The organism is Streptomyces carpinensis, from assembly GCF_002154505.1.
Taxonomy (GTDB): domain Bacteria; phylum Actinomycetota; class Actinomycetes; order Streptomycetales; family Streptomycetaceae; genus Streptomyces; species Streptomyces carpinensis.
On sequence record NZ_MUBM01000084.1, the window covers coordinates 1 to 24,520 of the forward strand.

A 24,520-nucleotide genomic window follows, 5' to 3' on the forward strand; every position below is an offset into this window, starting at 1 on the left:
CCCCCGCCCCGGTCACCCCGGCGCCGGCTCCGGCCGCCGCCCAGCCGACCGACGAGGGCGCGTACGTGACCCCGCTGGTGCGCAAGCTCGCCGCCGAGAACGGCGTCGACCTGTCCGCCGTCAAGGGCACCGGCGTCGGCGGCCGTATCCGCAAGCAGGACGTCCTGGCCGCCGCCGAGGCCGCGAAGGCCGCCGCCGCCGCTCCGGCTCCGGCCGCCGCTCCGGTCGCCGCCAAGAAGGCCCCGGCGCTGGAGGTCTCCCCGCTGCGCGGCCAGACCGTCAAGATGACCCGCATCCGCAAGGTCATCGGCGACAACATGGTCAAGGCGCTGCACGAGCAGGCCCAGCTGTCGTCGGTCGTCGAGGTCGACGTCACCCGTCTGATGAAGCTGCGCGCCCAGGCCAAGGACGCGTTCGCGGCCCGTGAGGGCGTCAAGCTCTCCCCGATGCCGTTCTTCGTCAAGGCCGCCGCCCAGGCGCTGAAGGCCCACCCGGTCATCAACGCCAAGATCAACGAGGCCGAGGGCACGATCACCTACTTCGACGCCGAGAACATCGGCATCGCGGTGGACTCCGAGAAGGGCCTGATGACCCCGGTCATCAAGCGCGCCGGCGACCTCAACATCGCGGGCATCGCCAAGGCCACGGCGGAGCTGGCGGGCAAGGTCCGCGCCAACAAGATCACCCCGGACGAGCTGTCCGGTGCGACCTTCACCATCTCCAACACCGGTTCGCGCGGCGCGCTGTTCGACACGATCATCGTGCCGCCGGGCCAGGTCGCGATCCTCGGCATCGGCGCCACCGTCAAGCGCCCGGCCGTCATCGAGACCGAGGAGGGCACGGTCATCGGCGTCCGCGACATGACGTACCTGACCCTCTCCTACGACCACCGCCTGGTGGACGGCGCCGACGCGGCCCGTTACCTGACGGCGGTCAAGGCGATCCTGGAGGCCGGCGAGTTCGAGGTCGAGCTCGGCCTCTGATCCCCGATCCCGGCACGTCCGGGAGCTGTACGGCGCCCCCGCCCGGAGCACTCCGGGCGGGGGCGCCGTGTTTCGCCGTTTGAACATTTCTTGGCCTTGACGGCGTGTAAGCCTCGTCTCACCTGCGTGAAAGCGCCTGTATGCGCCCTTCCGCCCCGGCCCGGCCGCCGTATTGTCTAAACGTCAACGCCCCCGGGGACCGCGCCGGGTCCCGCTTTAAGGAGCCTCCATGACCGCGCCCGTCGTCCACTCGCTGCGCGAACAGATCCGCGAGCACATCGTGGAGGGGATCGTGAGCGGACGCTGGAAGCCGGGCGAGCGGATCGTGGAGCGGCGGATCGCCACCGAGCTGGAGGTCAGCCAGACCCCGGTGCGGGAGGCACTGCGCGAGCTGGAGTCGCTGCGGCTGATCGAATCGGCGCCGAACAAGGGCGTCCGGGTGCGCAATCTGACCGCCGCCGACCTGGAGGAGAGCTATCCCGTCCGGGCCGGTCTGGAGGCCATCGCGGCGGAGCTGGCGGCCGAGCGGCTGGCCGAGGACTGCTCGGCCCTGGAGCCGCACGTGGCCGCGCTCTACGACGCCGACCGCAGGGCCGACGGCACGGCGCAGGTGCGGCACACGGTGGGCTTCCACCGCGAGCTCGTGCGCGCGGCCGGCAACTCGGTGCTGCTGCACACCTGGGAGGGCCTGGGCATCGAGGTCTTCACCGCGCTGTCGATCCGCTGGCTGGGAACGGTCCAGCAGTCGTACGCGGAGGAGCACGAGGAGCTGGTGCAGGCGTTCCGCAGGCGTGACCCGCGGATCGCGGAGCTGGTGAAGGCCCACGTCCTGGGGTGCGCGCCGCGACCGTGACCCGGTCGAGCACTCCCCCGCTCACCTGCGGAAACCATTCGAAAACACGGCACCGCGTGCCTGCCCGAAAGGCACCCCGTGCCGACTTTCTCGGTATCGAGAGGTTTTCACCCTCAACCCTTTGATCGATCATCGATCAGGGAGTTAGAGTCACCGACGGGCTCCAACCAGAGCTCCAGCCCTGTCCTGCCAAAGACCTAGGGCACCCCCGAACCCTTACCAGATGAGGGAACCCCCTTCGACTGAGGAAGGCGGCGACATGACCGACCCCAACGCCATCCAGCCGAGCGAGCTCGACCAGCTCCCGGACCGCGACCCCGAGGAGACCGCCGAATGGCAGGCCTCGCTGGACGCCGTCGCCAAGGCGGCCGGGCCGCACCGTGCCGCGTACCTGATGCGCCGCACACTGGAGCGTGCTGAGGGCACCGGCGTCGCCCTGCCGAAGCTCCTCGAGACCGACTACGTCAACTCCATCCCGACCGCCGCGGAGCCGGCCGTCCCCGGTGACGAGGCCATGGAGGCCCGGATCACCGCGTGGAACCGGTGGAACGCGGCCGCGATGGTCACCCGTGGCAGCAAGCACGGCGTCGGCGGCCACATCGCCACCTTCGCCTCCGCGGCCTGGCTGTACGAGACGGGCTTCAACCACTTCTTCCACGGCAAGGAGGGCGACGGCTCCGGCGACCAGCTGTACATCCAGGGCCACGCCTCCCCCGGCATCTACGCCCGCGCCTTCCTGGACGGCCGCCTCACCGAGGCGCACCTGGACAACTTCCGCCAGGAGGCCGGCGGCAACGGCCTGCCGTCCTACCCGCACCCGCGCCGCCTGCCCTGGCTGTGGGAGTTCCCGACGGTGTCGATGGGCCTCGGCCCGCTCTCCGCGATCTACCAGGCGCGATTCAACCGCTACCTCACCGCCCGCGGCATCAAGGACGTCTCGTCCTCGCACGTGTGGGCGTTCCTCGGCGACGGCGAGATGGACGAGCCGGAGTCGACGGCCGCGCTCGCGCTGGCCGCCCGTGAGGAGCTGGACAACCTCACCTTCGTCATCAACTGCAACCTGCAGCGCCTGGACGGCCCGGTCCGCGCCAACTTCAAGATCGTGCAGGAGCTGGAGGCCCAGTTCCGCGGCGCCGGCTGGAACGTCGTCAAGACGCTGTGGGGCTCCGCCTGGGACGAGCTGTTCGCCCTGGACACCACGGGCGCGCTGGTACGCCGGCTGCGCGAGGTACCGGACGCGCAGGTGCAGACGTACCAGACCCGCGACGCCGCCTACATCCGCGAGGACTTCTTCGGCAAGGACCCCGCGCTCGCCGAGATGGCGAAGCTGATCGGTGACGACAAGATCATCGAGTGCTTCCACTTCTCGCGCGGCGGTCACGAGGCCCGCAAGGTCTACGCCGCCTACAAGGCCGCCCTGGAGCACAAGGGCGCCCCGACGGTGATCCTGGCCCAGACGGTCAAGGGCCACACCCTCGGCCAGGGCTTCGCGTCGAAGAACGCCAACCACCAGATGAAGAAGCTGACGGTGGACGAGTTCAAGCAGATGCGCGATCTGCTGGAACTGCCGATCAAGGACAGTGACTTCGCCGACGGCCAGGTCCCCTACGGCCACCCCGGCGCCGACTCCCCCGAGGTCCGCTACCTCCAGGAGCGCCGCGCGGCCCTCGGCGGCCCGGCACCGGCCCGCCGCGTCCACCCGCTCGCGCCGCTGCCGGCTCCGGCCGACAAGGCCTTCGCCTCCTTCGACAAGGGCTCCGGCTCGCAGAACGTGGCCACCACCATGGCCTTCGTCCGCCTGGTCAAGGACCTGGTCCGCGACAAGGAGACGGGTAAGCGCTGGGTGCCGATCGTCCCGGACGAGGCGCGCACCTTCGGCATGGAGAGCCTGTTCCCGTCCCTCGGCATCTACTCGCCCAAGGGCCAGACGTACGAGCCGGTCGACCGCGACCAGCTGATGTACTACAAGGAGGCCAAGAACGGCCAGATCCTCAACGAGGGGATCACCGAGGCCGGTTCGATGGCCGACTTCATCGCCGCGTCCACCGCGTACGCGACGCACGGCGAGGCGATGATCCCCTTCTACATCTTCTACTCGATGTTCGGCTGGCAGCGCACCGCCGACCAGATGTGGCAGCTCGGCGACCAGCTCGGCCGCGGCTTCCTCGTCGGCGCCACGGCCGGCCGTACGACGCTGACGGGTGAGGGCCTGCAGCACGCCGACGGCCACTCTCCGGTCATCGCCGCGACCAACCCGGCGGCGCTGACGTACGACCCGGCGTTCGCGTACGAGATCGCCGTCATCGTCAAGGAGGGCCTGCGCCGCATGTACGGCGAGGCGGCCGAGGGCGAGGACCAGAACGTCTTCTACTACCTCACCGTCTACAACGAGCCGCTGCCGCAGCCGGCCAAGCCGTCCGGCCTCGGCATCGACGAGGGCATCGTCAAGGGCCTGTACCGCTTCAACACGGCCGAGTCGGCGGGCCTGAACTCCCCGGCGAACGCGCCGCGGATCCAGCTGCTGGGCTCCGGCACGGCGATCCACTGGGCCCTTCAGGCCCAGAAGCTGCTGGCCGAGGAGTGGGGCGTGGCCGCCGACGTGTGGTCCGCGACCTCCTGGGGCGAGCTGCGCCGGGACGCCATGGAGGCCGACGCGGCACTGCTGCGCGGCGAGGAGCGGGTGCCGTACGTCCGCCAGGCGCTCCAGGGCGCCGAGGGCCCGGTGCTGGCCGTGTCCGACTACATGCGCCAGGTCCCGGACCAGATCGCGCAGTGGGTCGAGCAGGACTGGTCCTCGCTGGGCGCCGACGGCTTCGGTCTGTCGGACACCCGTGACGCCGCCCGCCGCCACTTCGGCGTGGACGCAGAGTCGATCGTCGTCGCCGCCCTGGCCCAGCTGGCCCGGCGCGGCGAGGTGAAGGCCTCGGCGGTCAAGGAGGCCCGGGAGAAGTACGGCCTGTGAGGACCGGCGGGCCCGACGCCTGTGCGGGCTGACTGATGACGAAGGGGTACGGCCGCGGCCGTACCCCTTCGCTGTCAGTGGGTCCCGGCATCATGAGGCCATGCGTGCCGCCCGTCTGATCAAAATGGTGCTGCTGCTGCAGTCCCGGCCGTCCATGACCGCCGCCGAGCTCGCCCGGGAGCTGGAGGTGTCGGAGCGCACGGTCACACGTGACGCGCAGGCGCTGTCGGAGGCGGGCGTCCCGGTGTACGCCGACCGGGGACGGGCCGGCGGATACCGGCTGGTCGGCGGCTACCGCACCCTCCCGCAGAGTCTGAAGGGCCTGGGAGGTGCCCCCCTGACCGGCCTGGCGCGCGGCGAGGCCGAGGCGCTGTTCCTCAGCGGTGTGCCGGGGGCGCTGCGGGAGATGGGGCTGGAGGACACCGCCTCGGCGGCCCGGCTGAAGGTGTCCGCGGCGCTGCTTCCGTCCCTGCGCGACGCCTCCCGGACGGCGGCGCAGCGCTTCCATCTGGACGCGCCGGCCTGGTTCCGGGAACCGAGGACGCCCGAGCTGCTGCCCGCGGTCGCGGACGCGGTGTGGGACGACCGCCGGATCACCGCGCGCTACCGGCGCGGGGAGGCCGAGGTGGTGCGGGACCTGGAACCGTACGGGCTCGTCCTCAAGGCGGGCGTGTGGTATCTGTGCGCGCGGGTCGCGGAGCGCGGGCCGTCCCGGGATCACCGCGACCACCGTGGGGACCGCGCCGACCGGTTCCGCGTCTACCGCATCGACCGGTTCACGGGCGTCGACGCGGGCGAGGAGCGGTTCGCCCGCGAGGAGGAGTTCGACCTGCCCGCGTTCTGGGCGGAGCGCGCCGAGCAGTTCGCCCGCTCCATCCTGCGCGCCGAGGTCGTCGTACGGCTGTCCGAGGAGGGCACGCGACGGCTCCCGCACACGGTGGACCCGGCGGCGGCCCGCGAGGCCCTGGCCGACGCGGACGCCCCGGACGAGCACGGCCGGGTGACGGTGACCCTGCCGGTCGAGTCCGAGGAGGTCGCCCACGGCCAGCTCACGTCGCTCGGCCCGGAGGTGGAGGTCCTCGCTCCGCCCGCACTGCGCGAGCGCTTCGCACGGGACGCGGCACGTCTCGCCGCGCTGTACGGCCCATGAGGCGCAGGCACATCAAGAAGCTGTAGAGCCCATAACAATCCGCCGCACTCCGCGTGCGGGCCCCGGTCCGAGGGCCGATGCTTGACCCGTGATGGACGAGACGGACTTCTGGGAGCTGATCGACGCCACGCGCGGGGCCGCCGAGGGGGACCCCGAGGAGCAGGCCGATCTGCTCGTGGAACGGCTGCTCGAGTTCGAACCGGAACTGGTGCTGGACTTCGCCCGTCACTTCGAGTCCCGTTACAACCGCGCCTACCGCTGGGATCTGTGGGGCGCCGCCTGGGTGCTGCTCGACGGGGCGAGCGACGACGCGTTCGACTTCTTCCGGTGCTGGCTGATCGGCCAGGGGCGGGAGATCTTCGAGGGCGCCCTGCACGACCCGGACTCGCTCGCGGATCTCCTGGACGACTTCGACGAGGAGATCGACGGCGACGGCGAGGAGCTCGGCTACGCGGCCGACGAGGCCTACGAACAGCTCACCGGCACCGTCGCCCCCGACCTCGGCATCCCGCCCGCCCCGGCCGAACCGGAGGGCTCCCCGATCACCTTCGAGGACGACCGGGTGCTCGCCCAGCGGTATCCCAGGCTGTGGGACCGGTTCCGGGATTGACGCCGTCGCCTCCACGTCCCGCCCGTCCGGCGTCGGGCGCGCCGACCGCGTTGCCGGACGAGGCGGCTTCAGCGACGCCGTGGCGGCCCTTGGGGCCCACGGTGCCAGGATGCTCCGGCGTCCGGCTCAGCTCCTGCCCTGCAGCCGGGCCGCGGCCTCCCGGATGGCCGGGAGGCGCACCGTGAGGGCCGCGCCCGGGCAGTTCGTGGGGAAGCCGTCCGTGTGTCCGGCCAGAGCGGGGAGCAGCGCGGTGGTGCCGGCCGCGTACCGGCTGAGCGTGTTGCTGGAGACCAGGGTGACGGACGAGCGCGGGTCGACCCCGGCCAGACCGAGTTTCCAGGCGACGAGCGCGGCGATCGCGTTCGTCATCGCGGACGGCACCGGTGTCCCGGCCGTGAACGTGCCGATGGCCGCGATGCCCGCCGTGCGGTGGTTGAAGCCCTGGGTGTGGGCGCCTGTGACGGCGCGGTCGACGCCGCCGGCGCGGCCCTCGTAGATGGTGCCGCAGCGGTCGACGAGGAAGTTGTAGCCGATGTCGTCCCAGTTGCGGACGCTGGTGTGGCCCGCGTACAGGAGGCGGATGATGCGCGGGGCGTCGGCGCAGGCGTAGTCGTTGGGCGAGTCGGTGTGGTGGAGGAAGACGGCTACGACCTTGTCGTCGTAGCGGGGCGGCGGCTGCGGGTGCCGCGTGTCGGCGTCCAGCCACACCGACCGCGGCACGATGCTGGGCCGGGGCGCCGTGTGCATCCTGGTGTCCAGGTGCGGCGCCACGACCTGTGCGGGTACCGGGCCGGCCTCCTGGGCGTGCGCCCCGTCCGGTGCTCGCCCGGTCACCCTGCGTTCGACGCCCTGGCTGCCCAGCAGCAGCGCGCCGACGGCGACGGCTGCCGACAGGCAGCACAGCAGTGTCACGGCGGTGTGCCGCAGCCGCTCCGGGCGCCGGCGCGCCACGCCGACACGGCGCGGCCCTCGCGGACCCGGGCGTCTGTGGGCCCGCGCTGCTTTCCCCACTCCACGCATGAGCTCACTGTCACCCCCATCCGGTCCGTCCGCGATGTGTGCTGTGCCACCTGGTGGAACCATCGTCCTGGTCGGCGTCGTTTCTGGTGGTACACGTACACGTGGCCGGTCCCCGGATCCGCGTGCGCGTGGCTGATCACTGGGCCTGTCCCACGCGTATGTGTGGAGGTCCGAGAGAAAGGCGGCATGCGTGGACCTGCTCGACCTCGTGCTGTTGCTGCTGATCCTGCTCTACGCGGCGTCCGGCTACCGGCGCGGACTGGTGGCCGGCTGCATCTCGCTGGCCGGGTTCGTGGGCGGCGCGGTCGTCGGCGTGTGGGTGCTGCCGTGGGTGATGGACTTCGTCACGCGCGGGACGACGACGGCGACGGTCACCGCCGTCCTCGCGGTGCTGGTGCCCGCGGTCGTGGGGCACGAGCTGGCGGGGCGTCTGGCGCTGCGGCTGAGGCGCGAGCTGGATCACGGGCCGCTGCGGGTGGCCGACGGGATCGGCGGGGCCGCCGCCAACTCGGTGGCGGTGCTGATCGTGGCCTGGGTGGCGGCGAGCGTGCTGGGCGCCTCCTCGTCCCCGGTGGTGACGACGGCGATACGCGACTCGACGCTGCTGGGCGCCGTGCAGAAGGCGATGCCGGACACCACGCCGGCCTGGTTCTCGCACGCCACCTCCGCGCTGACCGAGGCGGGCTTCCCGCAGGTCTTCAACCCGTTCGAGAACGAGCCGGCGGCGGGCGTGGCCAGGCCCTCCGGCGACAGTGTGACGGCCGACGCGACGAACGCCGCCCGGCTCAGCACGGTGAAGATCCAGGGTTCCTCGGGCAACCAGGGCCGCGAGGGCAGCGGTTTCGTGTACGCGCGGCAGCATGTGATGACCAATGCGCACGTGGTGGCGGGCATCGACGATCCGACCGTGCAGATCGGCGGCGCAGGACACTCCTACCAGGCGCGGGTGGTGCTGTTCGACCCGGACCGGGACGTGGCCGTCCTCTACGTCCCCGGTCTGCAGGCTCCCGTGCTGCGCTTCGACAGCACCGCCGCGCGCGGCGACTCGGCCGTGGTCGCGGGCTATCCGCAGGACGGCAGCCTGAACCTGCAGGCGGCGACGGTCGCGAACCGGATCCGGGCGACGGGCCAGAACATCTACAACAGCGCCATGGTCACGCGCGAGATCTACGCGATCCGCTCCACCGTCCGCCCCGGCAACTCCGGCGGCCCGCTGCTGACCGGCGACGGCCGGGTCTACGGCATGGTCTTCGCCCGCTCCACCTCGGACCGCGAGACGGGCTACGTCCTGACGGCGGCCGAGATCGCCCCGGACGCGCAGCAGGCGGCGAGCGAGACGACGGCGGTGGACACGGGCGAGCTGGTCGCCTCCTGAGCCACACGAGGCGGCCCCCGGCACGTCTGTCATGGGAGCGACCGACGAGTAGGTCCGTCACCGGAGCGGTCCCACGAGCGCGTCCGTCACACAGCGGTTCACCGGCACTTCCGTCACGGAGCGCGGCTCACCGGCACCTCCGTCACAGGGGGCGGCCCATGAGCACGTCGTCGACATAGGCGCCGTCCAGGTGGAACTCCTCCGGCTGGACGCCTTCCACGACGAAGCCCTCGGACTCGTACAGCGCGCGGGCGGCGGTGTTGTGGCCCAGCACCCGCAGGCTGATGCGGCGGGCGCCCTGGCGGCGGGCCTCCTCCACGGCGGCGCGCAGCAGGGCGCGGCCGGCCCCGGCGCCGCGCGCCTCCTGGGCGACGGCCAGGCCCCGTATCTGGCGGACGTGCGCGTTGGACGCCAGCGGTGTGGCGAAGCCCAGCCGGATGTAGCCGACGACGGCGCCGTCCACCTCGGCCACGAGGATCTCGCGCGGCCCGGACCGCTCGGTGAAGAAGGGCTCGTAGGGCGGCTGCGGGCGTGGCTGCACGGAGTGCAGCGGAGACCAGGTGGCCCGGTCGAGTCGGGCGAGCGGCTCCTCGTCGTCGGGTGTGGCGGGGCGTATGTGGGCGACCGGCATGGCGATCACCTTACGACGGGCGCGGGACGGCGCCCCGGAATTTCCGTGCCGCGGCGGGCAGGATGGGCGCATGGAACGTTCGCGAATCGCGGTGGCCGGCGCGTCCGGTCTCATCGGCAGCGCACTGGTGCGGTCCCTGGTCTCGGACGGGCACGAGGTGGTGCGCCTGGTGCGCCGGGCGGCACGAAGCGACGACGAGGTCTGCTGGGACCCCGAGCAGCAGTACGTGGACGCGGCGGGGCTCGCCGGGTGCGATGCCGTGGTCAATCTGGCGGGCGCCGGGGTCGGCGACCACCGCTGGACGGAGGCGTACAAGAAGACGATGCGGGACGGCCGCGTGTTCGGCACGGCGGCCCTCGCGGAGGCCGTCGCCGCCCTCGACACACCGCCCCGGGTCTTCGTCTGCGGCAGCGCGATCGGCTTCTACGGCGACACGGGCGACCGGGAGGTCGACGAGAGCGCCCCGCCCGGGGACGGTTTTCTGCCCGAGTTGTGCGTGGCCTGGGAGGAGGCCGCTGCCGCGGCGCAGGAGCGGGGCGTCCGGACGGTGTTCGCGCGCACCGGACTGGTGGTGGCCCGCCGGGGCGGGGCCTGGGGGCGGCTGTTCCCGCTGTTCAAGGCCGGGTTGGGCGGGCGTCTGGGTGACGGGGGGCAGTACTGGTCGTTCATCGCCCTGCACGACGAGGTGGCGGCGCTGCGCCATCTCATCGACACCGAGAGCCTGTCCGGGCCGGTCAATCTCACCGCGCCGCACCCGGTGACGAACCGTGAGATCACCGCGGTGATGGGGCGGGTGCTGCGCCGGCCGACGCCGTTCGCCGTGCCGGCGCCGGTGCTGCGGGCGGTGCTCGGGGAGATGGCGGGGGATGTGCTCGGGAGCGCGCGGGTGGTGCCGAGGCGGCTGCTGGAGTCGGGGTTCTCGTTCGCGTTCCCGGGGATCGAGGACGCCGTACGGGCGGCTCTGTGACGCGGTGCCGGGCGGCGCCGCGGCGCGACGCCGGGCGGTGCCCCGGATCCGGCACAGGTCGGCGTCTCGGGCCGGTTCCGGGCGGCGCCGGGGCGCTCTCCCGTACACCGGCGAAACGTTGCGACCGTATGCGACCGCCGTGCGACCGTGCCCTGTCCATGCGCGACTGCACCTGACTGATTACGCTCCTAACCTCGTGCCGAACTCGGGTATTCCTCAACCCGGTTGGGGGCATCACTGCTCCACCGGTCGCGCAACCTCGAGGAGGGGCACGTGCTTGAGCCCGCGTACCAGGTGGATGTCGTCGTGGTGGGAGCCGGGGTCGCCGGGCTCTCGGCGGCACATCGGCTGACCAGCGCAGGAGTAACGACCGCAGTCCTGGAAGCCGCCCCTTACGTGGGCGGCCGCATGTCGACGGAGAAGGTCGACGGGTTCCGGCTCGACCGGATCGGACAGCTGCTGTTCACGTCCTATCCCCAACTGGGCCGGGGCCCGGGACTGGACGCGCTCGTGCTGCGCCCCTTCGCACCGGGGGTCCTGCTGCACAGCGACGGCCGGCACCACCGCGCGGGCGCCCCGGCGGGCGGAGGGAGCGCGCGGAGCGCACTCCATGCCGTGCGCGCCCTCGCGAGCGCCCCCCGCGCCTCCGCGTCGTCCAGGGGCGGCCGGGCCGGCCGTGCCCTGCGCCCCGTCCCGCCCGACGCCGGGCTCCGGACGGGCATCCCGTCGGACGTCGGCACCGACCCGGCGGCACGGCTCGACGCGCCCTTCCCCGGCACCTCGCCCCTGGTGCGCCCCGGCAGGCCCCGGCCCGCACTGGGCGACCGCACCCAGCCCTTCGGCATCGGCGCGCCCCTGCGCCTGCGCGCCGCCCTCGCCCGGATCGCCGCCACTCCGGTCGAACGGCTCCTGGCCCGCCCCGAGCTGCCCGCCGGCCAGGCGCTGGCGGCCCGCGGGCTGCCCGCCCGCACGGTCGACGGCTTCCTGCGGCCACTGCTGGCCGCCCTGCTGTGCGACCCCGATCTCACCACCTCCAGCCGCTGCGCCGACCTGGTACTGCACGCCTTCGCGAGCGGCCGGCTGTGCCTGCCGGAGGGCGGCGCGGAGGTCCTGCCGGAGCTGCTCGCCGGCGGCCTGCCGCCGGGCACGGTGCACACCGGCGTCCGGGTGACCTCCGTCTCCACCAACTCGGTGACCACCGCCGAGCACGGCGAGATCCGCTGCCGCGCGGTCCTGGTCGCCACTGACGCGCGCACCGCCGCAGAGCTGCTGCCCGGCCTGCGCGTACCGGACTTCCACCCGGTGACGGTGGTGCACCACACGACGGACGAGCCGCCGGGGACGGGCGGGTACCTGCTGCTCGACTCGGACCGCGGCGGGCCGGTCGCGCACACGGCGGTGATCAGCCGGGTCGACCCGTCCCGCGCCCCCGCCGGCCGGGCCCTGGTCTCCTCGACGGTCCTGGGCGAGCCCCCGGCCGACGTCGACGCCGCCGTACGCCGCCACCTGTCCCGGCTGTACGGCACCTCGACCGCCCGCTGGGAGACACTCGCCGTCCACCACACCCCCGAGGCGGTCCCCGCGATGCGACCACCGCACGACCTGCGGCGCCCGGTGCGCCTCCTGGCGGGCCTGTACGTCTGCGGCGACCACCGCGACACCAGCACCCTCCAGGGCGCCCTGCACTCGGCCCACCGGGCCTGCGCCGCCCTCCTGGCGGATCTGGGCACGGGCCGCTCCATGCACCGCGCGGACCCGGAACCGACATCGCCGAGGGCGGCAGCGGCCTGACCCCGGCGCCGTGGCGCCCCGCACCGCGCGTGCCGCTCCGATCCGCCCAGCGCCACCCCCGTCGTCCGGTCAGTTCAGGGCGGCGATCTTGTCGCGGTAGGTACGTACGGCGGTCGCGTCCTTGTACGGCTCCAGGCGGCGTTCGAAGTCCCTGACGTACTCGTCGGCGCGTACCGAGCGCATCTCGGCGGCCTGGGCCGCCGCCTCGGCGGCGAGGCCGCAGGCCTGTTCCAGGTCGCCGAGGCCGAGGCGCGCGGTGGCGAGGACGACGCGGCAGAACAGGCGGCTGCGGGCGTACGCCGGGGCGCGCAGCTGGAGCGCGCGCTCGGCGTGCTGCGCGGCGGCGCGGTACTGCTGCAGATCCCGGTGGCAGTGCCCGAACTCGTCGGCGAGCTGGGCCTCGTCGAAGGAGCGCGCCCAGAACGGCACCTCGTCGCCGGGCCGGGCGCTCTCCAGGGCGCGCTCGGCGCGCACCAGGGAGGCCGTGCAGGCGCGCACCTCGCCGAGCACCCCGTGCCCGCGCGCCTCGGCGGCGTGCAGCAGCGCCTGGACCACGGGCGGGGCCGTGGCGCCGAGCCCCTGCTGGGCCACGCGCGCGAGCTGCACCGCCTCCCGCCCGTGCGCGAGGTAGACGGCCTGCCGGCTCATGGTGACCAGCACATAGGCGCCGTAGGGCCGGTCCCCGGCGGCCTGGGCGAGCCGGAGCGCCTGCACGAAGTACCGCTGCGCGAGCCCGTGTGCGGCGATGTCGTAGGACGTCCAGCCGGCGAGGCGGGTGAGGTCGGCGGCCGCGGCGAACAGGCGGCGGCCCGTCTGCTCGCCGTAGGTGCCGCGCAGCATCGGCTCGCACTCGTGCTCCAGGTAGCGCACGAGGGCCTGGCGGGCGTGGCCGCCGCCGTACATGTCGTCGAGGGTGCGGAACAGCTCGCCGACCGAGCGCAGCGCGGCGACGTCCCCCGCGGTGACCCGCTGGCCGGCCTCCCGCTCGGTCCGGTCCCGGTCGGCCCGGCCGCGCTGCCGGGGCACCCCGGCCACCGACTGCTGCGCCTCCGCGAGCGCGGCGGCGTCGGCCGGGCGGCCCTGGACCGGGACCCGCGCGGCGGGCACCTCGCCGCGGGCGACCCGGTCGTCGGCCCGCCCGATGAGCCAGTCCCGGCTGGGCACCACGAGACCGGCCGGGGTGAAGGCGATCTTGCGCAGCTCGGCGTGGCTGCCGGAGTCCTTGCGCCACAGCCCGCTGACGATGTCGACGGCCTCCTCGGGGGCCGCCGCGAACTCCAGGCCCGCGTAGACGGGCGCACAGGCGTCCAGGCCGAGGTCCTGGGCGGTCAGGCGGCGGCCGAGGCGCCGGGTGAAGACCTCCGCGATGAGTGCGGGCGTGGTTCCCCTCGGCTGCTGCCCGCGCAGCCAGCGGGTGACCGACGTCTTGTCGTATCTGAGGTCCAGCCCGTGTTCGAGACCGAGCTGGTCCACGCGACGGGCCAGACCTGCGTTGGAGAACCCCGCTTCTGCGATGAGCGCGGCGAGCTGGCGGTTGGGAGTGCGCTGCGCGGGTCGTTCCGTCATCTGCGGTGCGGTCTCCTGCCTTTCGGGCATCCACGCGGCCGCGTGGTGCCCGGATTGCCTGTGAGCAGCCCTTATGGCCTCATGAACGGCGCGAATGTAGCGGAGAGTGAGCAGCCGACCGCGCTCTTCGACCGGCATTCATCCGATCGTGTGAGGATTGCCCGCAAGGCTGACGCTCGACAGCCGGACGTACAGTGGCGTGGGCACGTTTCGTGCCTTACGACCTTCCAGGGAGGCGCTTGCCGTGAGTGAGTTGCGGTTCGTCCGCATGGGATTCGGTGCCGAGGCCGTGGACTACCAGGTGGCCTGGGACGAGCAGCGCCGCGTGCACGCGGCCCGGTTCGCGGACGAGGTCCCCGACACCGTGCTGCTCCTGGAGCACCCCCCGGTCTACACCGCGGGCCGGCGCACGGAGGACAGCGAGCGCCCCCTCGACGGCACGCCCGTCATCGACGTGGACCGCGGCGGCAAGATCACCTGGCACGGCCCCGGCCAGCTGGTCGGCTACCCCATCCAGAAGCTGCCCCGCCCGGTGGACGTCGTGGCGCACGTGCGGCGGCTGGAGGAGGCCCTGATCCGCACCTGCGCCGAGTACGGCCTGGAGACCACCCGCGTCGAGGGCCGCAGCGGCGTCTGGGTGCTCGGCGACCCGGTCGAGCAGCGGCCCGCGCTCGGCGGGCTGTCCCTGGACTTCGACCCGCGCCTGACCGACGAGGAGTTCGACCCGCGGCTCAACGGCCCGGAGTACGCCCCCTCCAACGCCGGTCAGCGCCGCGAGGACCGCAAGATCGCCGCGATCGGCATCCGCGTCGCCAAGGGCGTCACGATGCACGGCTTCTCCTTCAACGTGAACCCGGACAACGCCTGGTTCGACCGGATCATCCCGTGCGGCATCCGCGACGCGGGCGTCACCTCCCTGGCCAACGAGCTGGGCCGGGACATCACGGTCGAGGAGGTCCTGCCGGTGGTCGAGCGGCACCTCGGCGACATCCTGGAGAACGCGGAACTCAAGCCGAGGATGATCGAGAAGACACCCGCGGAAGTCCGCCCGGCCGGAGTCTGAGGACGAGGCTCGTTCGGCGCCGAAGCGGGGTCCAAGGGCGGCAGCCCCTGGGACCCGCACCGACCCCGGACCACCAAATCAACGGGCGTACCCTGGGTTGCGCCGAAGAATCAATCGCTAGGGAGCCGGTCGTGTCCGCAGTCGCACCCGACGGACGCAAGATGCTGCGCCTGGAGGTCCGCAACAGCCAGACCCCCATCGAGCGCAAGCCCGAGTGGATCAAGACCCGGGCGAAAATGGGCCCCGAGTACACGAAGATGCAGAACCTCGTGAAGAGCGAGGGCCTGCACACGGTCTGCCAGGAAGCCGGCTGCCCGAACATCTACGAGTGCTGGGAGGACCGCGAGGCGACCTTCCTCATCGGCGGCGACCAGTGCACCCGGCGCTGCGACTTCTGCCAGATCGACACCGGCAAGCCCGAGGCGCTGGACCGCGACGAGCCGCGCCGCGTGGGCGAGTCCGTGGTCACCATGGACCTGAACTACGCCACCATCACCGGCGTCGCCCGCGACGACCTGGAGGACGGCGGCGCCTGGCTGTACGCTGAGACGGTCCGCCAGATCCACCAGCAGACCGCCGGCCGCGAGGGCGGCCGCACCAAGGTCGAGCTGCTCGCCCCGGACTTCAACGCGGTCCCCGAGCAGCTGGCGGAGGTCTTCTCCGCCCGCCCCGAGGTCTTCGCGCACAACGTCGAGACGGTCCCGCGGATCTTCAAGCGGATCCGTCCCGGCTTCCGCTACGAGCGCTCCCTGAAGGTCATCACCGAGGCCCGCGACTTCGGCCTGGTGACCAAGTCGAACCTCATCCTCGGCATGGGCGAGACCCGCGAGGAGGTCAGCGAGGCGCTCAAGCAGCTGCAGGATGCGGGCTGCGAGCTGGTCACCATCACCCAGTACCTGCGGCCGAGCGTGCGGCACCACCCGGTGGAGCGCTGGGTGAAGCCGCAGGAGTTCGTCGAGCTGAAGGAGGAGGCCGAGCAGATCGGCTTCTCGGGCGTGATGTCCGGCCCGCTGGTACGGTCCTCCTACCGCGCCGGGCGCCTGTACCAGATGGCCGTGGAGAAGCGCGGCAGCTACATCGCCGTCCAGGCCGTCTGACAGCTCATCACCCCCGCGTCCCCGCAAGGGGTACCGGCAGGCGTGTGAATTCACGCACAAGAACTTACCGGCAGGTAGTGGCCGATACGGCGCGGTCCTGACCGTCGTCCCAGATCAGGGCGTCGGTCAGGGCCGCGTCACCTTTTTGGCCTGCGGCGTCAGGGTTTCATCGGTGTTTGACCGGTCGGTCACGCCCTGGTAACACCAAACAGTGACCCTGGACTCACGCCACGTACACCAGAGCCGTTTTGAGGGGGGACCTCCATGCAGGCCGCGCCCGTTCGCGCCACAGCCATCCCGTCCGTCACCGACGCATTGCGCGCGGTCGAGGCGCTGCTGATGAGCAGCGGCCAGCGCACCGCCCGCCGCAACGCCTGGACCTCCGTCCTGGAGGACCGCCGCCGTGCCAAGGACCGGGTCGAGGCCCAGCGCGTCCTCGACGAGTTCAGCGCCGCCCGCCCCTGACCGGGCACCACGCACGCCCCGACCGGGCGCCGCCGGCCGGACCCCGCGCCCTCTCCGCCCTCCCGGGCGGGTACGGACACTGCCGTCGTCGGCCGCTTGCCGGGCCACGTAGACTTCGTGGCATGGCGAGGAAGGAAACCGCAGCCGAGGCTGCCAACCCGGGGCGACTGAAACAGATCGCCCTGACGTTCCAGATGACCCGGAAGGCCGATCCGAAGATCGGTCTGATTCTGGCGGGCGTCTTCATCATCACCTTCGGTGTCCTCCTCGGAGTCGGCTTCGCGATCAGCCACCCGATCTACCTGGGCATCCTGGGCATCCTGCTCGCCTTCCTCGCGACGGCGATCGTCTTCGGACGCCGGGCGGAGCGGGCGGCCTTCGGGCAGATGGAGGGGCAGCCGGGTGCCGCGGCGGCGGTGCTGGACAACGTCGGCCGCGGCTGGACCACGACCCCGGCCGTCGCCATGAACCGCAGCCAGGACGTGGTGCACCGCGCGGTCGGCAAGGCCGGCATCGTGCTGGTCGCCGAGGGCAACCCGAACCGGGTGAAGTCCCTGCTCGCCGCCGAGAAGAAGAAGATGAACCGCATCGTGGCGGACGTCCCGGTGCACGACGTGATCGTCGGCAACGGCGAGGGCCAGGTCGAGCTGAAGAAGCTGCGCACCACGATGCTGAAGTTCCCGCGCGTGCTGACCGGCCCGCAGGTCACGGCCACCAACGACCGGCTGCGCGCCCTGGGCGACCTGATGAGCAACATGCCGCTGCCGAAGGGTCCGATGCCCAAGGGCATGCGGATGCCGAGGGGCGGTCCGAAGACCCGCTGACCTGTCGAGCACGACGACGGGGGCGCCCGACCGATGTGCGGCTACCGCCGCCCGGTTCAGGCGCCCCCGTCGTCGTTGCCGGGACCCGGTCCTCGCTGGGACCCGGTGCCGGTCTTGGGCCTGGACCTGGACCTGGACCTCGGGAACGAGACCCCTAGATGCGCACCTCCACGGTGCCCGCCATCCGGTCGTGCAGCCCGCGGCCGTCACGGTCCCAGATCAGCGGCGGGAGCGCGAGGAACAACAGGACCGTGCGCAGCAGGGCCCGCCACGGGTTCACGCGCCCGGTGTTCAGGGCGACCACCCGCAGGCCGAAGAGCCGCTTGCCCGGGGTGAGGCCGACGGTGCCGAGCGTGAGGACCATCAGGACGAAGAGGATCAGCGGCGCCCAGACCTGGGCCGCCTTGTTGTAGCTGTCCGCGATCAGGCCGTATGCGATCAGGAGGCACAGGCCCCAGTCCACGGCGAGTGCTCCGATGCGCCTGCCCGGACGGGCGATCGAGTTCGGCCCCTCCTCCGGGAGCCCGAGCTGCTCGCCGCGGTATCCGAAGTCGGCACCGGCGTCTTCCATGGCCGCCCGCGGTCCAGAGAGCCATGATCCGATTGCTTGCCTGTTGTCCACCCGTCCACGGTACTGCGACGCTGGAAGAACGCGGTCGGCCGGGGTGTCCACGGACGTGACCCCACTCGGGCCGGTTAACTTCTGCGAAACAAATGGGTCACGCCCGAGAAATCACCCGTCCCTAAGGTCGGGGTCAGCGTGTGCCACCGCACTGGCCGCACGAACGATCTACCACCCCGGCGGGACGGTCGGGAGTAGGAGGAGCTGGATGTTCCAGAACGCCGACGAGGCCAAGAAGTTCATCGCGGACGAGGACGTCAAGTTCATCGACGTCCGCTTCTGCGACCTGCCGGGTGTCATGCAGCACTTCACGTTGCCCGCCGAGGCGTTCGACCCCGACGAGGAGCAGGCGTTCGACGGGTCCTCGATCCGCGGCTTCCAGGCCATTCACGAGTCCGACATGGCCCTGCGCGCCGACCTGTCCACCGCGCGCGTGGACCCGTTCCGCCGGGACAAGACCCTCAACATCAACTTCTTCATCCACGACCCGATCACGGGCGAGCAGTACTCCCGCGACCCGCGCAACGTGGCGAAGAAGGCCGAGGCGTACCTGGCGTCCACCGGTATCGCCGACACCGCGTTCTTCGGTCCCGAGGCCGAGTTCTACGTCTTCGACAACGTCCGTTTCCGGACCGCGGAGAACGAGTCCTTCTACCACATCGACTCCGAGGCCGGCGCCTGGAACACCGGCGCGCTGGAGGACAACCGCGGTTACAAGGTCCGCTACAAGGGCGGCTACTTCCCGGTCCCGCCGGTCGACCACTTCGCCGACCTGCGCGCCGAGATCTCCCTGGAGCTGGCCAAGGCCGGTCTGAAGGTGGAGCGCCAGCACCACGAGGTGGGCACCGCCGGCCAGGCCGAGATCAACTACAAGTTCAACACACTGCTCGCCGCCGCGGACGACCTGCAGCTGTTCAAGTACATCGTGAAGAACGTCGCCTGGCGCAACGGCAAGACGGCGACCTTCATGCCGAAGCCGATCTTCGGCGACAACGGCTCGGGCATGCACGTGCACCAGTCGCTGTGGAGCAACGGCGACCCGCTGTTCTACGACGAGGCCGGTTACGCGGGCCTGTCGGACACCGCCCGCTACTACATCGGCGGCATCCTCAAGCACGCCCCGTCGCTGCTGGCCTTCACCAACCCGACGGTGAACTCCTACCACCGTCTGGTCCCGGGCTTCGAGGCCCCTGTGAACCTGGTGTACTCGCAGCGCAACCGCTCCGCCGCGATGCGCATCCCGATCACCGGTTCGAACCCGAAGGCCAAGCGCGTGGAGTTCCGCGCCCCGGACGCCTCCGGCAACCCGTACCTGGCCTTCTCGGCGCTGCTGCTGGCGGGCCTGGACGGCATCAAGAACAAGATCGAGCCGGCCGAGCCGATCGACAAGGACCTCTACGAGCTGGCTCCGGAGGAGCACGCCAACGTCGCGCAGGTCCCGACCTCCCTCGGCGCCGTCCTCGACCGCCTGGAGGCCGACCACGAGTTCCTCCTCCAGGGCGACGTGTTCACGCCGGACCTGATCGAGACGTGGATCGACTTCAAGCGCGCCAACGAGATCGCCCCGCTGCAGCTGCGTCCGCACCCGCACGAGTTCGAGCTCTACTTCGACGTGTGATATCGCCCCCAGGTCAGAGCGCGTAACCGTTCCCCTGGGCCGTCTGTGGGCCGAAGGCCGGCTCTCCCGCGCGGGAGAGCCGGCCTTCGGCTTTCGCCCGGTCTTCAAAGGCCGACTCAGGCTGCGCGTCCTGTCCGGAATGGGGGGAAACGCGGCAGCCTCCTACTGCTGGGTCCAGGGATCGAAGTAGGCGACGGTCGCGGTGTCGATCTCGACGCCGGTGTCGAAGCTTCCGGCCGTCGAGCTCTGCCGGCGTAGACGAGCGGGGCCGGGCCGGCCGAGGTGGGCCGCGAGCGAGGCTCCGGTGCAGGTCTCCCCGTCGCCCAGGGTGACCGTGCCGGTCGTCGTCCGGTTGTGCGTGTCGGCAGCGACCGTCGTCACCCATGTGACGGGTGCGCGACCGTGGTGGCGGGGCCGCTGTTGCCGGCGGAGGCGGAGACGAAGATGCCGGCCTCGGCCGCGGCGAGGAAGGACACCTCGGACGGGTCGAGCAGGTCGGTGGTCGTGCCCGACACGGAGAAGTTGATGACGTCGACGCCGTCGGCGACCGCCTGGTCGATGGCGGCCACGACGTCGGAGTCGGCCCCCGACGCGGTGGAGCCGTCCTTGGCCGACCACAGCGCCTTGTAGGAGGCGATGCGGGCGCGCGGCGCCATGCCCGTGATCGCGCCGAATATGGAGGTCGGCCCGGTGGCGGCGACCCCGTGGTCACCCCCGGAGGTCGAAGAGGTGTGGGTGCCGTGCCCGTTGTAGTCGCGAGCGGAGAGGAACTCCCACGGCATCTGGCTCTTGATGCCGGCGTCGCCGCCCCACGCCTCGTCGAAGTGGCGCGCGGCGACGATCTTGCCGTTGCAGTCGCCCTCGTCCCATGAGCCGTCGGTGGCGAGGTCGCAAGTCCCGTGGAAGTCGGTGAACGGCGCGTACGCCTTCCCGCTGACGTCAGGATTGGCGAAGCTCTGGCTGTCCGGCCAGACGCCGGAGTCGATCACGCCGATGACGAGGTCCTCGCCGGCGTCCTCGGGGCCGGCGAGCTGGTCCCAGAGGCCGCCCGGCTTGTCGAGCCCGAGGAAGGCGGACGTCGACGATGTCTGCGTCGTCACCTTCCGGTCCTCGGTCACGGCGACGGCGTCCGGCATCGCGCGCAGCTGCGCTGCCTGACGGGCCGCCAGGTCGGCCGAGAAGCCGTCGAAGGAGTAGACATAGCTGTAGACCTTCTTCGCCCCCACGGCCCGTACGGCGCGCTGCTGCTGGTCGTGGAGGTGGTCGACATACCGCTTGACGTGGGCCGACTTGGGGTTGATCTTCTTGCCGCGGGCCGGCTTGGTCGCCGCCAGCCCGGGCTCGTCGCCGCCGTAGGTGACGACGGGAGCGAGGGCCAGCTCGCCGCCCGGATCCTGCACGCCGAGCCCTCTGCCGAGGTCGCCGATCGCCTCTACGAGAGGACCGGCGGCATCCCGTTCGTGGTCGAGGAGGTCCTGCGCACGTTCATGGAGGGCTCGGCGACACGCGCGATCCCGGCCCGCCCCGAGGCTCTGGACGACCTCGCGGTTCCGGCGGTGCTCCGCGAGGTGGTCGTGCAGCGCCTCCTCACTCTCGACGACGACGCCCGGGAGGTCCTGAACGCGGCCGCGGTCCTGGGCCTGGTCACCGACGACCGTCTGCTGGCGAAGGTGACCGAGCGTGACGCGGGCGAGATCGCGCGATCGCTCGCAGGCGCGCAGGCCGTCGGCCTGCTTCACGAGGAACGCGGGCACAGCTGCTTCCGCCACGCCCTGGCCCAGCAGGTGGTGTATGAGTCCGTGCCTGCGGCCGAGCGGCGGTGGCTGCATCTGCGGACCGCCCGTGCTCTGGAGTCGGGGGTGGGCACGCCCAGGGCGGCCAAGCTCGCCCATCACTACCGGCTCGCGGGCCGCCACCAGGAGTTCGTCGTCCACGCGGAAGCGGCCGCCGAGGCCGCACTCGCGCACGGCAACGACGCGACGGCCGCCCGCTTCCTGCTCGAGGCACTCGGCGCGGAAGGCGTCCCGCAGACGGACCGGGTCCGGCTCGCCCTCAAGCTGGGCAGGGCCGCGGTCGACGGGCTCGCCCACGCCGAGGCGCTGCCGATCGTCGACGGGCTGCTGGTGACCGAACAGCTGCCGGCCGCCGTACGCGGCGAGCTGCGCTTCGCTCACGGTCTCGACCTGGAGGCTGCCCTTCGCCTGTACGGCGCGATGGCCGCCTCGCGCGACATCGCGCGCATCTGCCGCAGCATGCGGCAGTTCGGCGTACCGATCCCGTACCCCTGGCGGGGTGGACGGCGGTCTCTCGGTCAGACGCTGTCGCCGAAGGAGCACCGGGTGGCTGCTCTGGCGGCCGCGGGCAAGACCAACCAGGAGATCGCCACCGAGCTGTTCCTGTCTCGCCGCACGGTTGAGAGCCACGTCTCCAGTGCCCTGCGCAAGCTCGGCTGCGGGTCGCGCAAGGACCTGGCGGCGATGCTTCTCGGCGTCGACGAATGACGCCGACCGGTTCCTGTCAGCCCGACAGGAAGACCGGCTCTGACATGCGGAGACCGCAGGTCAGAGCCGGCCCTGTCATGCCGCACCGCCGCCCGACCGGGGCATCGGCCCCTGCGCCCGCTGTAACGGCGCCGATCGTCCGCTACGCCGTTCCTGCGGGAACAGCCGCCGGCGATGGACTACACGCGGACGAGGGGGCGGCTCCGCCTCGCCGGCTTGAAAGCCCGACGCCACCCCACCACGGGCGAAGCGGGGCCGTCCGTGGGCCGTCCCAGGGAGGCCCGGAACGACCGACGATGACAGACAACGACAACGCCCCTGCTGGTCAGGAGAGTGGCACCCGTAATCCGCCGAGGTGGTCGAGCCAGGACATCACTTCCTTCTTCGACATGTGCGAAGCCGCTGCCGCCAGGCACGACCGTGCGCGGCCGTGCCCGCCGGTGGCACCGGTGCCGTGCGTTCCGTTCCGCCGTGCAACCTTCCGGCGCTTCAGGTGTCTCCTACACGGAAGATGATCCTTTGCCGATGTCCAGGAGCGAGGTAACGGGGATGACCGAACACGACGACCTCCAGCGCGAGTTCGATTACCAGTGGGCGAATTCCACCGAGCTCAAGGAGCCCTCCGCCCGGGCCCGGATGCTCGCCGCCCGGTGGAAGGACAACCCGCCGGCGCCGGTCCCGTTCCGCGCCGACCCGGACCCGACCGGCCCCCGCCGCTCCTCGTGGATATCGACCGCCGTGGTCCTCGGCTGTGTCGCCGCCCTGATCCTCCTGATCGGCTACGCCCAGACCCGCGCCATGTACTGAGTGCCGCCCACCGAGCCCCGCCGGAAAACCGTGCGCCCTCCGGCCGGCCCCCGAACTACGATCCCCGGGCGAACGCCGGAGACCGCCGCGGAACACGGCTGTGGAAGGTGGACGGCTCGGGAGACGACACAGGGGGCGTGGGCATGCGAGAGGACATCGCGGGCGGCGAGGCCGCGGCGGTCCGGCTGGCGAAGGGTGCGGGGCTGGGGGACGCCCTCGCCGTGGCCGACCCCCGCGCCTGGCTGGCGCTGGACGCCGGCGTGCGGGAGGTCGACCGGTACCGGCCCGGTCACCGACCGCGGTGGGAGCACATCACGTCCCTGTGCGCCGACCCGGCGTCGCTCGACGAACCCCGGCTCGCGATCGCCCTGTGCCACCGCGACGGCCGGATCCGTGAGCGGGCCCTGCGCCGGGCGGCGGCGTACCCCGCACTGCTGCCGCTGGTGGTGATCCGCGCCGCGGACTGGGCGGAACCGGTGCGGGAGCACGCCCGCGGGCTGCTGCGCGAGGTGCTCGGGGTGGACACCGCCGTGGCCCTGGCCCCGCTGATCCTGCTCGTCGGCCGGCGCGACCGCGCAGACGCCGCCGTCCGGCTGCTCGCCGAGGTCCTGCGCACGGCGCCCCGCGAGCGCCTCTCTCCCCTCTTCGGCCACCCCGACCGCTCCGTACGGCGTTTCGCGTACCGGGTGGCGGTCGAGGAAGGCCTCCTCTCCCCCGCGCGACTGGCAAGCGCCGCCGCCCGTGACGAGGACGCCGTCGTCCAAGGCCTGTGCGGGGAGGCCGCCCTGGGCGCCCTCGCGGAGGAGGGAGCGGACGAGGACGTCCTCGCACCGCTGCTCGGCGCCCGCTCCCCCCGGGTGCGCGCGATCGGCGTCACGGCGCTGCGGCGCGCCGGTCAACCGGGCCGCGCGGAGGGCTTCCTGGCCGACCGCTCGGCCCTGGTCCGGGCCTGCGCACGGTACGTCGTACGGCAGTACGGCACCGATCCGCTCCCCTGGTACCGGCGCCGCTGCGCCGAGGCGGACGACCCGGAGCTGCCGCCCGGCGCGGCGATCGGTCTGGCGGAGTGCGGTGAGCGCGCCGACGCCGGACTGCTGTGGGCGCTGCTCGCCCATCCCTCCCCCCGGGTACGCGCGCGGGCGGTGGCCGGCCTGCGCGCGCTGGACGTGACGGACGTACCGCGGCTGCTGCCCCTGCTGGACGATCCGGCGCCCGGCGTCGTGCGGGAGGCGACCGCGGCCCTGCTGCCCTCGGCGCGGTCCCTGGACGCCGGGCGGCTGACCGCGAACCTGGCGGCCGACCGGCCGCGGCACGTGCGGGTCGCCGCGTTCCGGCTGCTCGACGCCCGCGGCGGGCTCGTACGGCTGCGGACCGCGGTGGCGCTGCTGGAGGACCCGGACGACCGGCTGCGGTCGCGGGCCGAGCAGTCCTTGCAGGGCTGGCATGCCACGGCCGACGTGCCGCGCGGGGCGGCGGAGGTGGCCGAGCTGCTGCACCGGAGCCGCCGTCTCCTCAGCGACCACGTGCTCCGGCGGCGCGCGTGGGAGGCCGGGCTCGGCGGCTGACCCCCGGTTGGCACGTTTTGCCTCCGCCAGGAGTATTCGGAACCCGTTCA

22 protein-coding genes are annotated in these 24,520 nt (G+C 72.3%); 16 read left to right on the top strand and 6 right to left on the bottom strand.

Going from position 1 to position 24,520, the window contains the following annotated elements:
* The 5 genes from sucB to BZY54_RS12040 form a co-directional block, all read left to right on the top strand.
* A partial coding sequence (gene sucB / locus BZY54_RS12020) for a 2-oxoglutarate dehydrogenase, E2 component, dihydrolipoamide succinyltransferase (RefSeq protein WP_086725156.1) occupies positions 1 to 983 on the top strand: 983 nt, incomplete at its 5' end.
* Between the two features lie 229 nt (positions 984 to 1,212).
* Positions 1,213 to 1,836 (top strand): GntR family transcriptional regulator, encoded by a 624-nt coding sequence (locus tag BZY54_RS12025; RefSeq protein ID WP_086725157.1) that lies wholly within the window; start codon positions 1,213 to 1,215, stop codon positions 1,834 to 1,836.
* Positions 1,837 to 2,095: 259 nt separating this feature from the next.
* A complete protein-coding gene (gene aceE / locus BZY54_RS12030) occupies positions 2,096 to 4,798 on the top strand; it encodes a pyruvate dehydrogenase (acetyl-transferring), homodimeric type (RefSeq protein WP_086725158.1) in 2,703 nt (900 codons plus the stop codon).
* A 100-nt stretch (positions 4,799 to 4,898) separates the two neighbouring features.
* Entirely contained in the window at positions 4,899 to 5,948 is a 1,050-nt protein-coding gene (locus BZY54_RS12035; protein WP_086725159.1) for a helix-turn-helix transcriptional regulator, read from the top strand.
* Between the two features lie 91 nt (positions 5,949 to 6,039).
* The gene (locus BZY54_RS12040) at positions 6,040 to 6,558 is read left to right on the top strand and encodes a DUF4240 domain-containing protein (RefSeq protein ID WP_086725160.1); all 519 of its coding nucleotides are present in this window, start codon (positions 6,040 to 6,042) and stop codon (positions 6,556 to 6,558) included.
* Between the two features lie 126 nt (positions 6,559 to 6,684).
* Here the strand turns inward: BZY54_RS12040 and BZY54_RS12045 are convergent, their stop codons facing one another.
* Entirely contained in the window at positions 6,685 to 7,509 is an 825-nt protein-coding gene (locus BZY54_RS12045) for a peptidoglycan recognition protein family protein (protein WP_244217118.1), read from the bottom strand.
* A gap of 259 nt (positions 7,510 to 7,768) precedes the next feature.
* Here BZY54_RS12045 and BZY54_RS12050 point away from each other — a divergent pair, with 259 nt between their 5' ends.
* Positions 7,769 to 8,953 carry a MarP family serine protease gene (locus BZY54_RS12050; protein ID WP_086725162.1) on the top strand — a complete coding sequence of 395 codons (1,185 nt, stop codon included), beginning with the start codon at positions 7,769 to 7,771 and terminating at the stop codon, positions 8,951 to 8,953.
* A 142-nt stretch (positions 8,954 to 9,095) separates the two neighbouring features.
* Here the strand turns inward: BZY54_RS12050 and BZY54_RS12055 are convergent, their stop codons facing one another.
* On the bottom strand, positions 9,096 to 9,584 hold the full coding sequence (locus tag BZY54_RS12055; RefSeq protein WP_208640630.1) for a GNAT family N-acetyltransferase: 489 nt from the start codon (positions 9,582 to 9,584) through the stop codon (positions 9,096 to 9,098).
* A 70-nt stretch (positions 9,585 to 9,654) separates the two neighbouring features.
* On the opposite strand from BZY54_RS12055, the gene BZY54_RS12060 reads away from it, so the two are divergent.
* Both BZY54_RS12060 and BZY54_RS12070 read left to right on the top strand, forming a co-directional pair.
* A complete protein-coding gene (locus tag BZY54_RS12060) occupies positions 9,655 to 10,551 on the top strand; it encodes a TIGR01777 family oxidoreductase (RefSeq protein WP_086725164.1) in 897 nt (298 codons plus the stop codon).
* Positions 10,552 to 10,824: 273 nt separating this feature from the next.
* The gene (locus tag BZY54_RS12070) at positions 10,825 to 12,342 is read left to right on the top strand and encodes an NAD(P)/FAD-dependent oxidoreductase (RefSeq protein WP_086725166.1); all 1,518 of its coding nucleotides are present in this window, start codon (positions 10,825 to 10,827) and stop codon (positions 12,340 to 12,342) included.
* Between the two features lie 69 nt (positions 12,343 to 12,411).
* Here BZY54_RS12070 and BZY54_RS12075 read toward each other — a convergent pair whose 3' ends face one another.
* On the bottom strand, positions 12,412 to 13,908 hold the full coding sequence (locus BZY54_RS12075) for an NsdA family TPR-like regulatory protein (RefSeq protein ID WP_086725167.1): 1,497 nt from the start codon (positions 13,906 to 13,908) through the stop codon (positions 12,412 to 12,414).
* Between the two features lie 244 nt (positions 13,909 to 14,152).
* Here BZY54_RS12075 and lipB point away from each other — a divergent pair, with 244 nt between their 5' ends.
* The 4 genes from lipB to BZY54_RS12095 all read left to right on the top strand — a co-directional run bounded on the left by lipB (position 14,153) and on the right by BZY54_RS12095 (position 17,357).
* Positions 14,153 to 14,971, top strand: a complete 819-nt coding sequence (lipB, locus tag BZY54_RS12080; RefSeq protein ID WP_086725168.1) for a lipoyl(octanoyl) transferase LipB — start codon at positions 14,153 to 14,155, stop codon at positions 14,969 to 14,971.
* A 131-nt stretch (positions 14,972 to 15,102) separates the two neighbouring features.
* On the top strand, positions 15,103 to 16,068 hold the full coding sequence (gene lipA / locus BZY54_RS12085) for a lipoyl synthase (protein WP_086725169.1): 966 nt from the start codon (positions 15,103 to 15,105) through the stop codon (positions 16,066 to 16,068).
* A 264-nt stretch (positions 16,069 to 16,332) separates the two neighbouring features.
* A complete protein-coding gene (locus BZY54_RS12090) occupies positions 16,333 to 16,533 on the top strand; it encodes an SCO2195 family GlnR-regulated protein (protein ID WP_086725170.1) in 201 nt (66 codons plus the stop codon).
* 122 nt (positions 16,534 to 16,655) lie between these two features.
* Positions 16,656 to 17,357, top strand: coding sequence for a DUF4191 domain-containing protein (locus BZY54_RS12095; RefSeq protein ID WP_086725171.1), 702 nt, complete (start codon positions 16,656 to 16,658; stop codon positions 17,355 to 17,357).
* 154 nt (positions 17,358 to 17,511) lie between these two features.
* Here the strand turns inward: BZY54_RS12095 and BZY54_RS12100 are convergent, their stop codons facing one another.
* A complete protein-coding gene (locus tag BZY54_RS12100) occupies positions 17,512 to 17,979 on the bottom strand; it encodes an RDD family protein (protein WP_086725172.1) in 468 nt (155 codons plus the stop codon).
* A gap of 208 nt (positions 17,980 to 18,187) precedes the next feature.
* Between BZY54_RS12100 and glnA the strand changes: the two genes are divergently transcribed.
* Entirely contained in the window at positions 18,188 to 19,597 is a 1,410-nt protein-coding gene (gene glnA, locus BZY54_RS12105; RefSeq protein ID WP_086725173.1) for a type I glutamate--ammonia ligase, read from the top strand.
* Positions 19,598 to 19,759: 162 nt separating this feature from the next.
* On the opposite strand, the gene BZY54_RS12110 is transcribed toward glnA, so the two are convergent.
* Together BZY54_RS12110 and BZY54_RS50820 are read right to left on the bottom strand one after the other, a co-directional pair.
* Positions 19,760 to 19,978 (bottom strand): hypothetical protein, encoded by a 219-nt coding sequence (locus BZY54_RS12110; protein ID WP_086725174.1) that lies wholly within the window; start codon positions 19,976 to 19,978, stop codon positions 19,760 to 19,762.
* Positions 19,975 to 20,997, bottom strand: a complete 1,023-nt coding sequence (locus tag BZY54_RS50820) for a S8 family serine peptidase (protein ID WP_158103845.1) — start codon at positions 20,995 to 20,997, stop codon at positions 19,975 to 19,977. The genes BZY54_RS12110 and BZY54_RS50820 overlap by 4 nt, the downstream gene beginning before the upstream one ends.
* A gap of 60 nt (positions 20,998 to 21,057) precedes the next feature.
* On the opposite strand from BZY54_RS50820, the gene BZY54_RS12120 reads away from it, so the two are divergent.
* The 3 genes from BZY54_RS12120 (at position 21,058) to BZY54_RS12130 (ending at position 24,470) form a co-directional block, all read left to right on the top strand.
* A complete protein-coding gene (locus BZY54_RS12120) occupies positions 21,058 to 22,098 on the top strand; it encodes a helix-turn-helix domain-containing protein (protein ID WP_158103846.1) in 1,041 nt (346 codons plus the stop codon).
* Between the two features lie 549 nt (positions 22,099 to 22,647).
* Entirely contained in the window at positions 22,648 to 22,905 is a 258-nt protein-coding gene (locus tag BZY54_RS12125; protein ID WP_086725177.1) for an SCO2583/SCO2584 N-terminal domain-containing protein, read from the top strand.
* 143 nt (positions 22,906 to 23,048) lie between these two features.
* Entirely contained in the window at positions 23,049 to 24,470 is a 1,422-nt protein-coding gene (locus tag BZY54_RS12130; RefSeq protein WP_208640631.1) for a HEAT repeat domain-containing protein, read from the top strand.
* Positions 24,471 to 24,520: the final 50 nt, after the last annotated feature.

Bases quoted from the DNA above. Each gene is read 5' to 3' on its own strand.
- BZY54_RS12025 (WP_086725157.1), top strand. From the start codon at position 1,213: ATGACCGCGCCCGTCGTCCACTCGCTGCGCGAACAGATCCGCGAGCAC.
- aceE (WP_086725158.1), top strand. From the start codon at position 2,096: ATGACCGACCCCAACGCCATCCAGCCGAGCGAGCTCGACCAGCTCCCG.
- BZY54_RS12035 (WP_086725159.1), top strand. From the start codon at position 4,899: ATGCGTGCCGCCCGTCTGATCAAAATGGTGCTGCTGCTGCAGTCCCGG.
- BZY54_RS12040 (WP_086725160.1), top strand. From the start codon at position 6,040: ATGGACGAGACGGACTTCTGGGAGCTGATCGACGCCACGCGCGGGGCC.
- BZY54_RS12055 (WP_208640630.1), bottom strand. From the start codon at position 9,584: ATGCCGGTCGCCCACATACGCCCCGCCACACCCGACGACGAGGAGCCG.
- BZY54_RS12060 (WP_086725164.1), top strand. From the start codon at position 9,655: ATGGAACGTTCGCGAATCGCGGTGGCCGGCGCGTCCGGTCTCATCGGC.
- BZY54_RS12075 (WP_086725167.1), bottom strand. From the start codon at position 13,908: ATGACGGAACGACCCGCGCAGCGCACTCCCAACCGCCAGCTCGCCGCG.
- BZY54_RS12090 (WP_086725170.1), top strand. From the start codon at position 16,333: ATGCAGGCCGCGCCCGTTCGCGCCACAGCCATCCCGTCCGTCACCGAC.
- BZY54_RS12095 (WP_086725171.1), top strand. From the start codon at position 16,656: ATGGCGAGGAAGGAAACCGCAGCCGAGGCTGCCAACCCGGGGCGACTG.
- glnA (WP_086725173.1), top strand. From the start codon at position 18,188: ATGTTCCAGAACGCCGACGAGGCCAAGAAGTTCATCGCGGACGAGGAC.
- BZY54_RS12125 (WP_086725177.1), top strand. From the start codon at position 22,648: ATGACCGAACACGACGACCTCCAGCGCGAGTTCGATTACCAGTGGGCG.
- BZY54_RS12130 (WP_208640631.1), top strand. From the start codon at position 23,049: ATGCGAGAGGACATCGCGGGCGGCGAGGCCGCGGCGGTCCGGCTGGCG.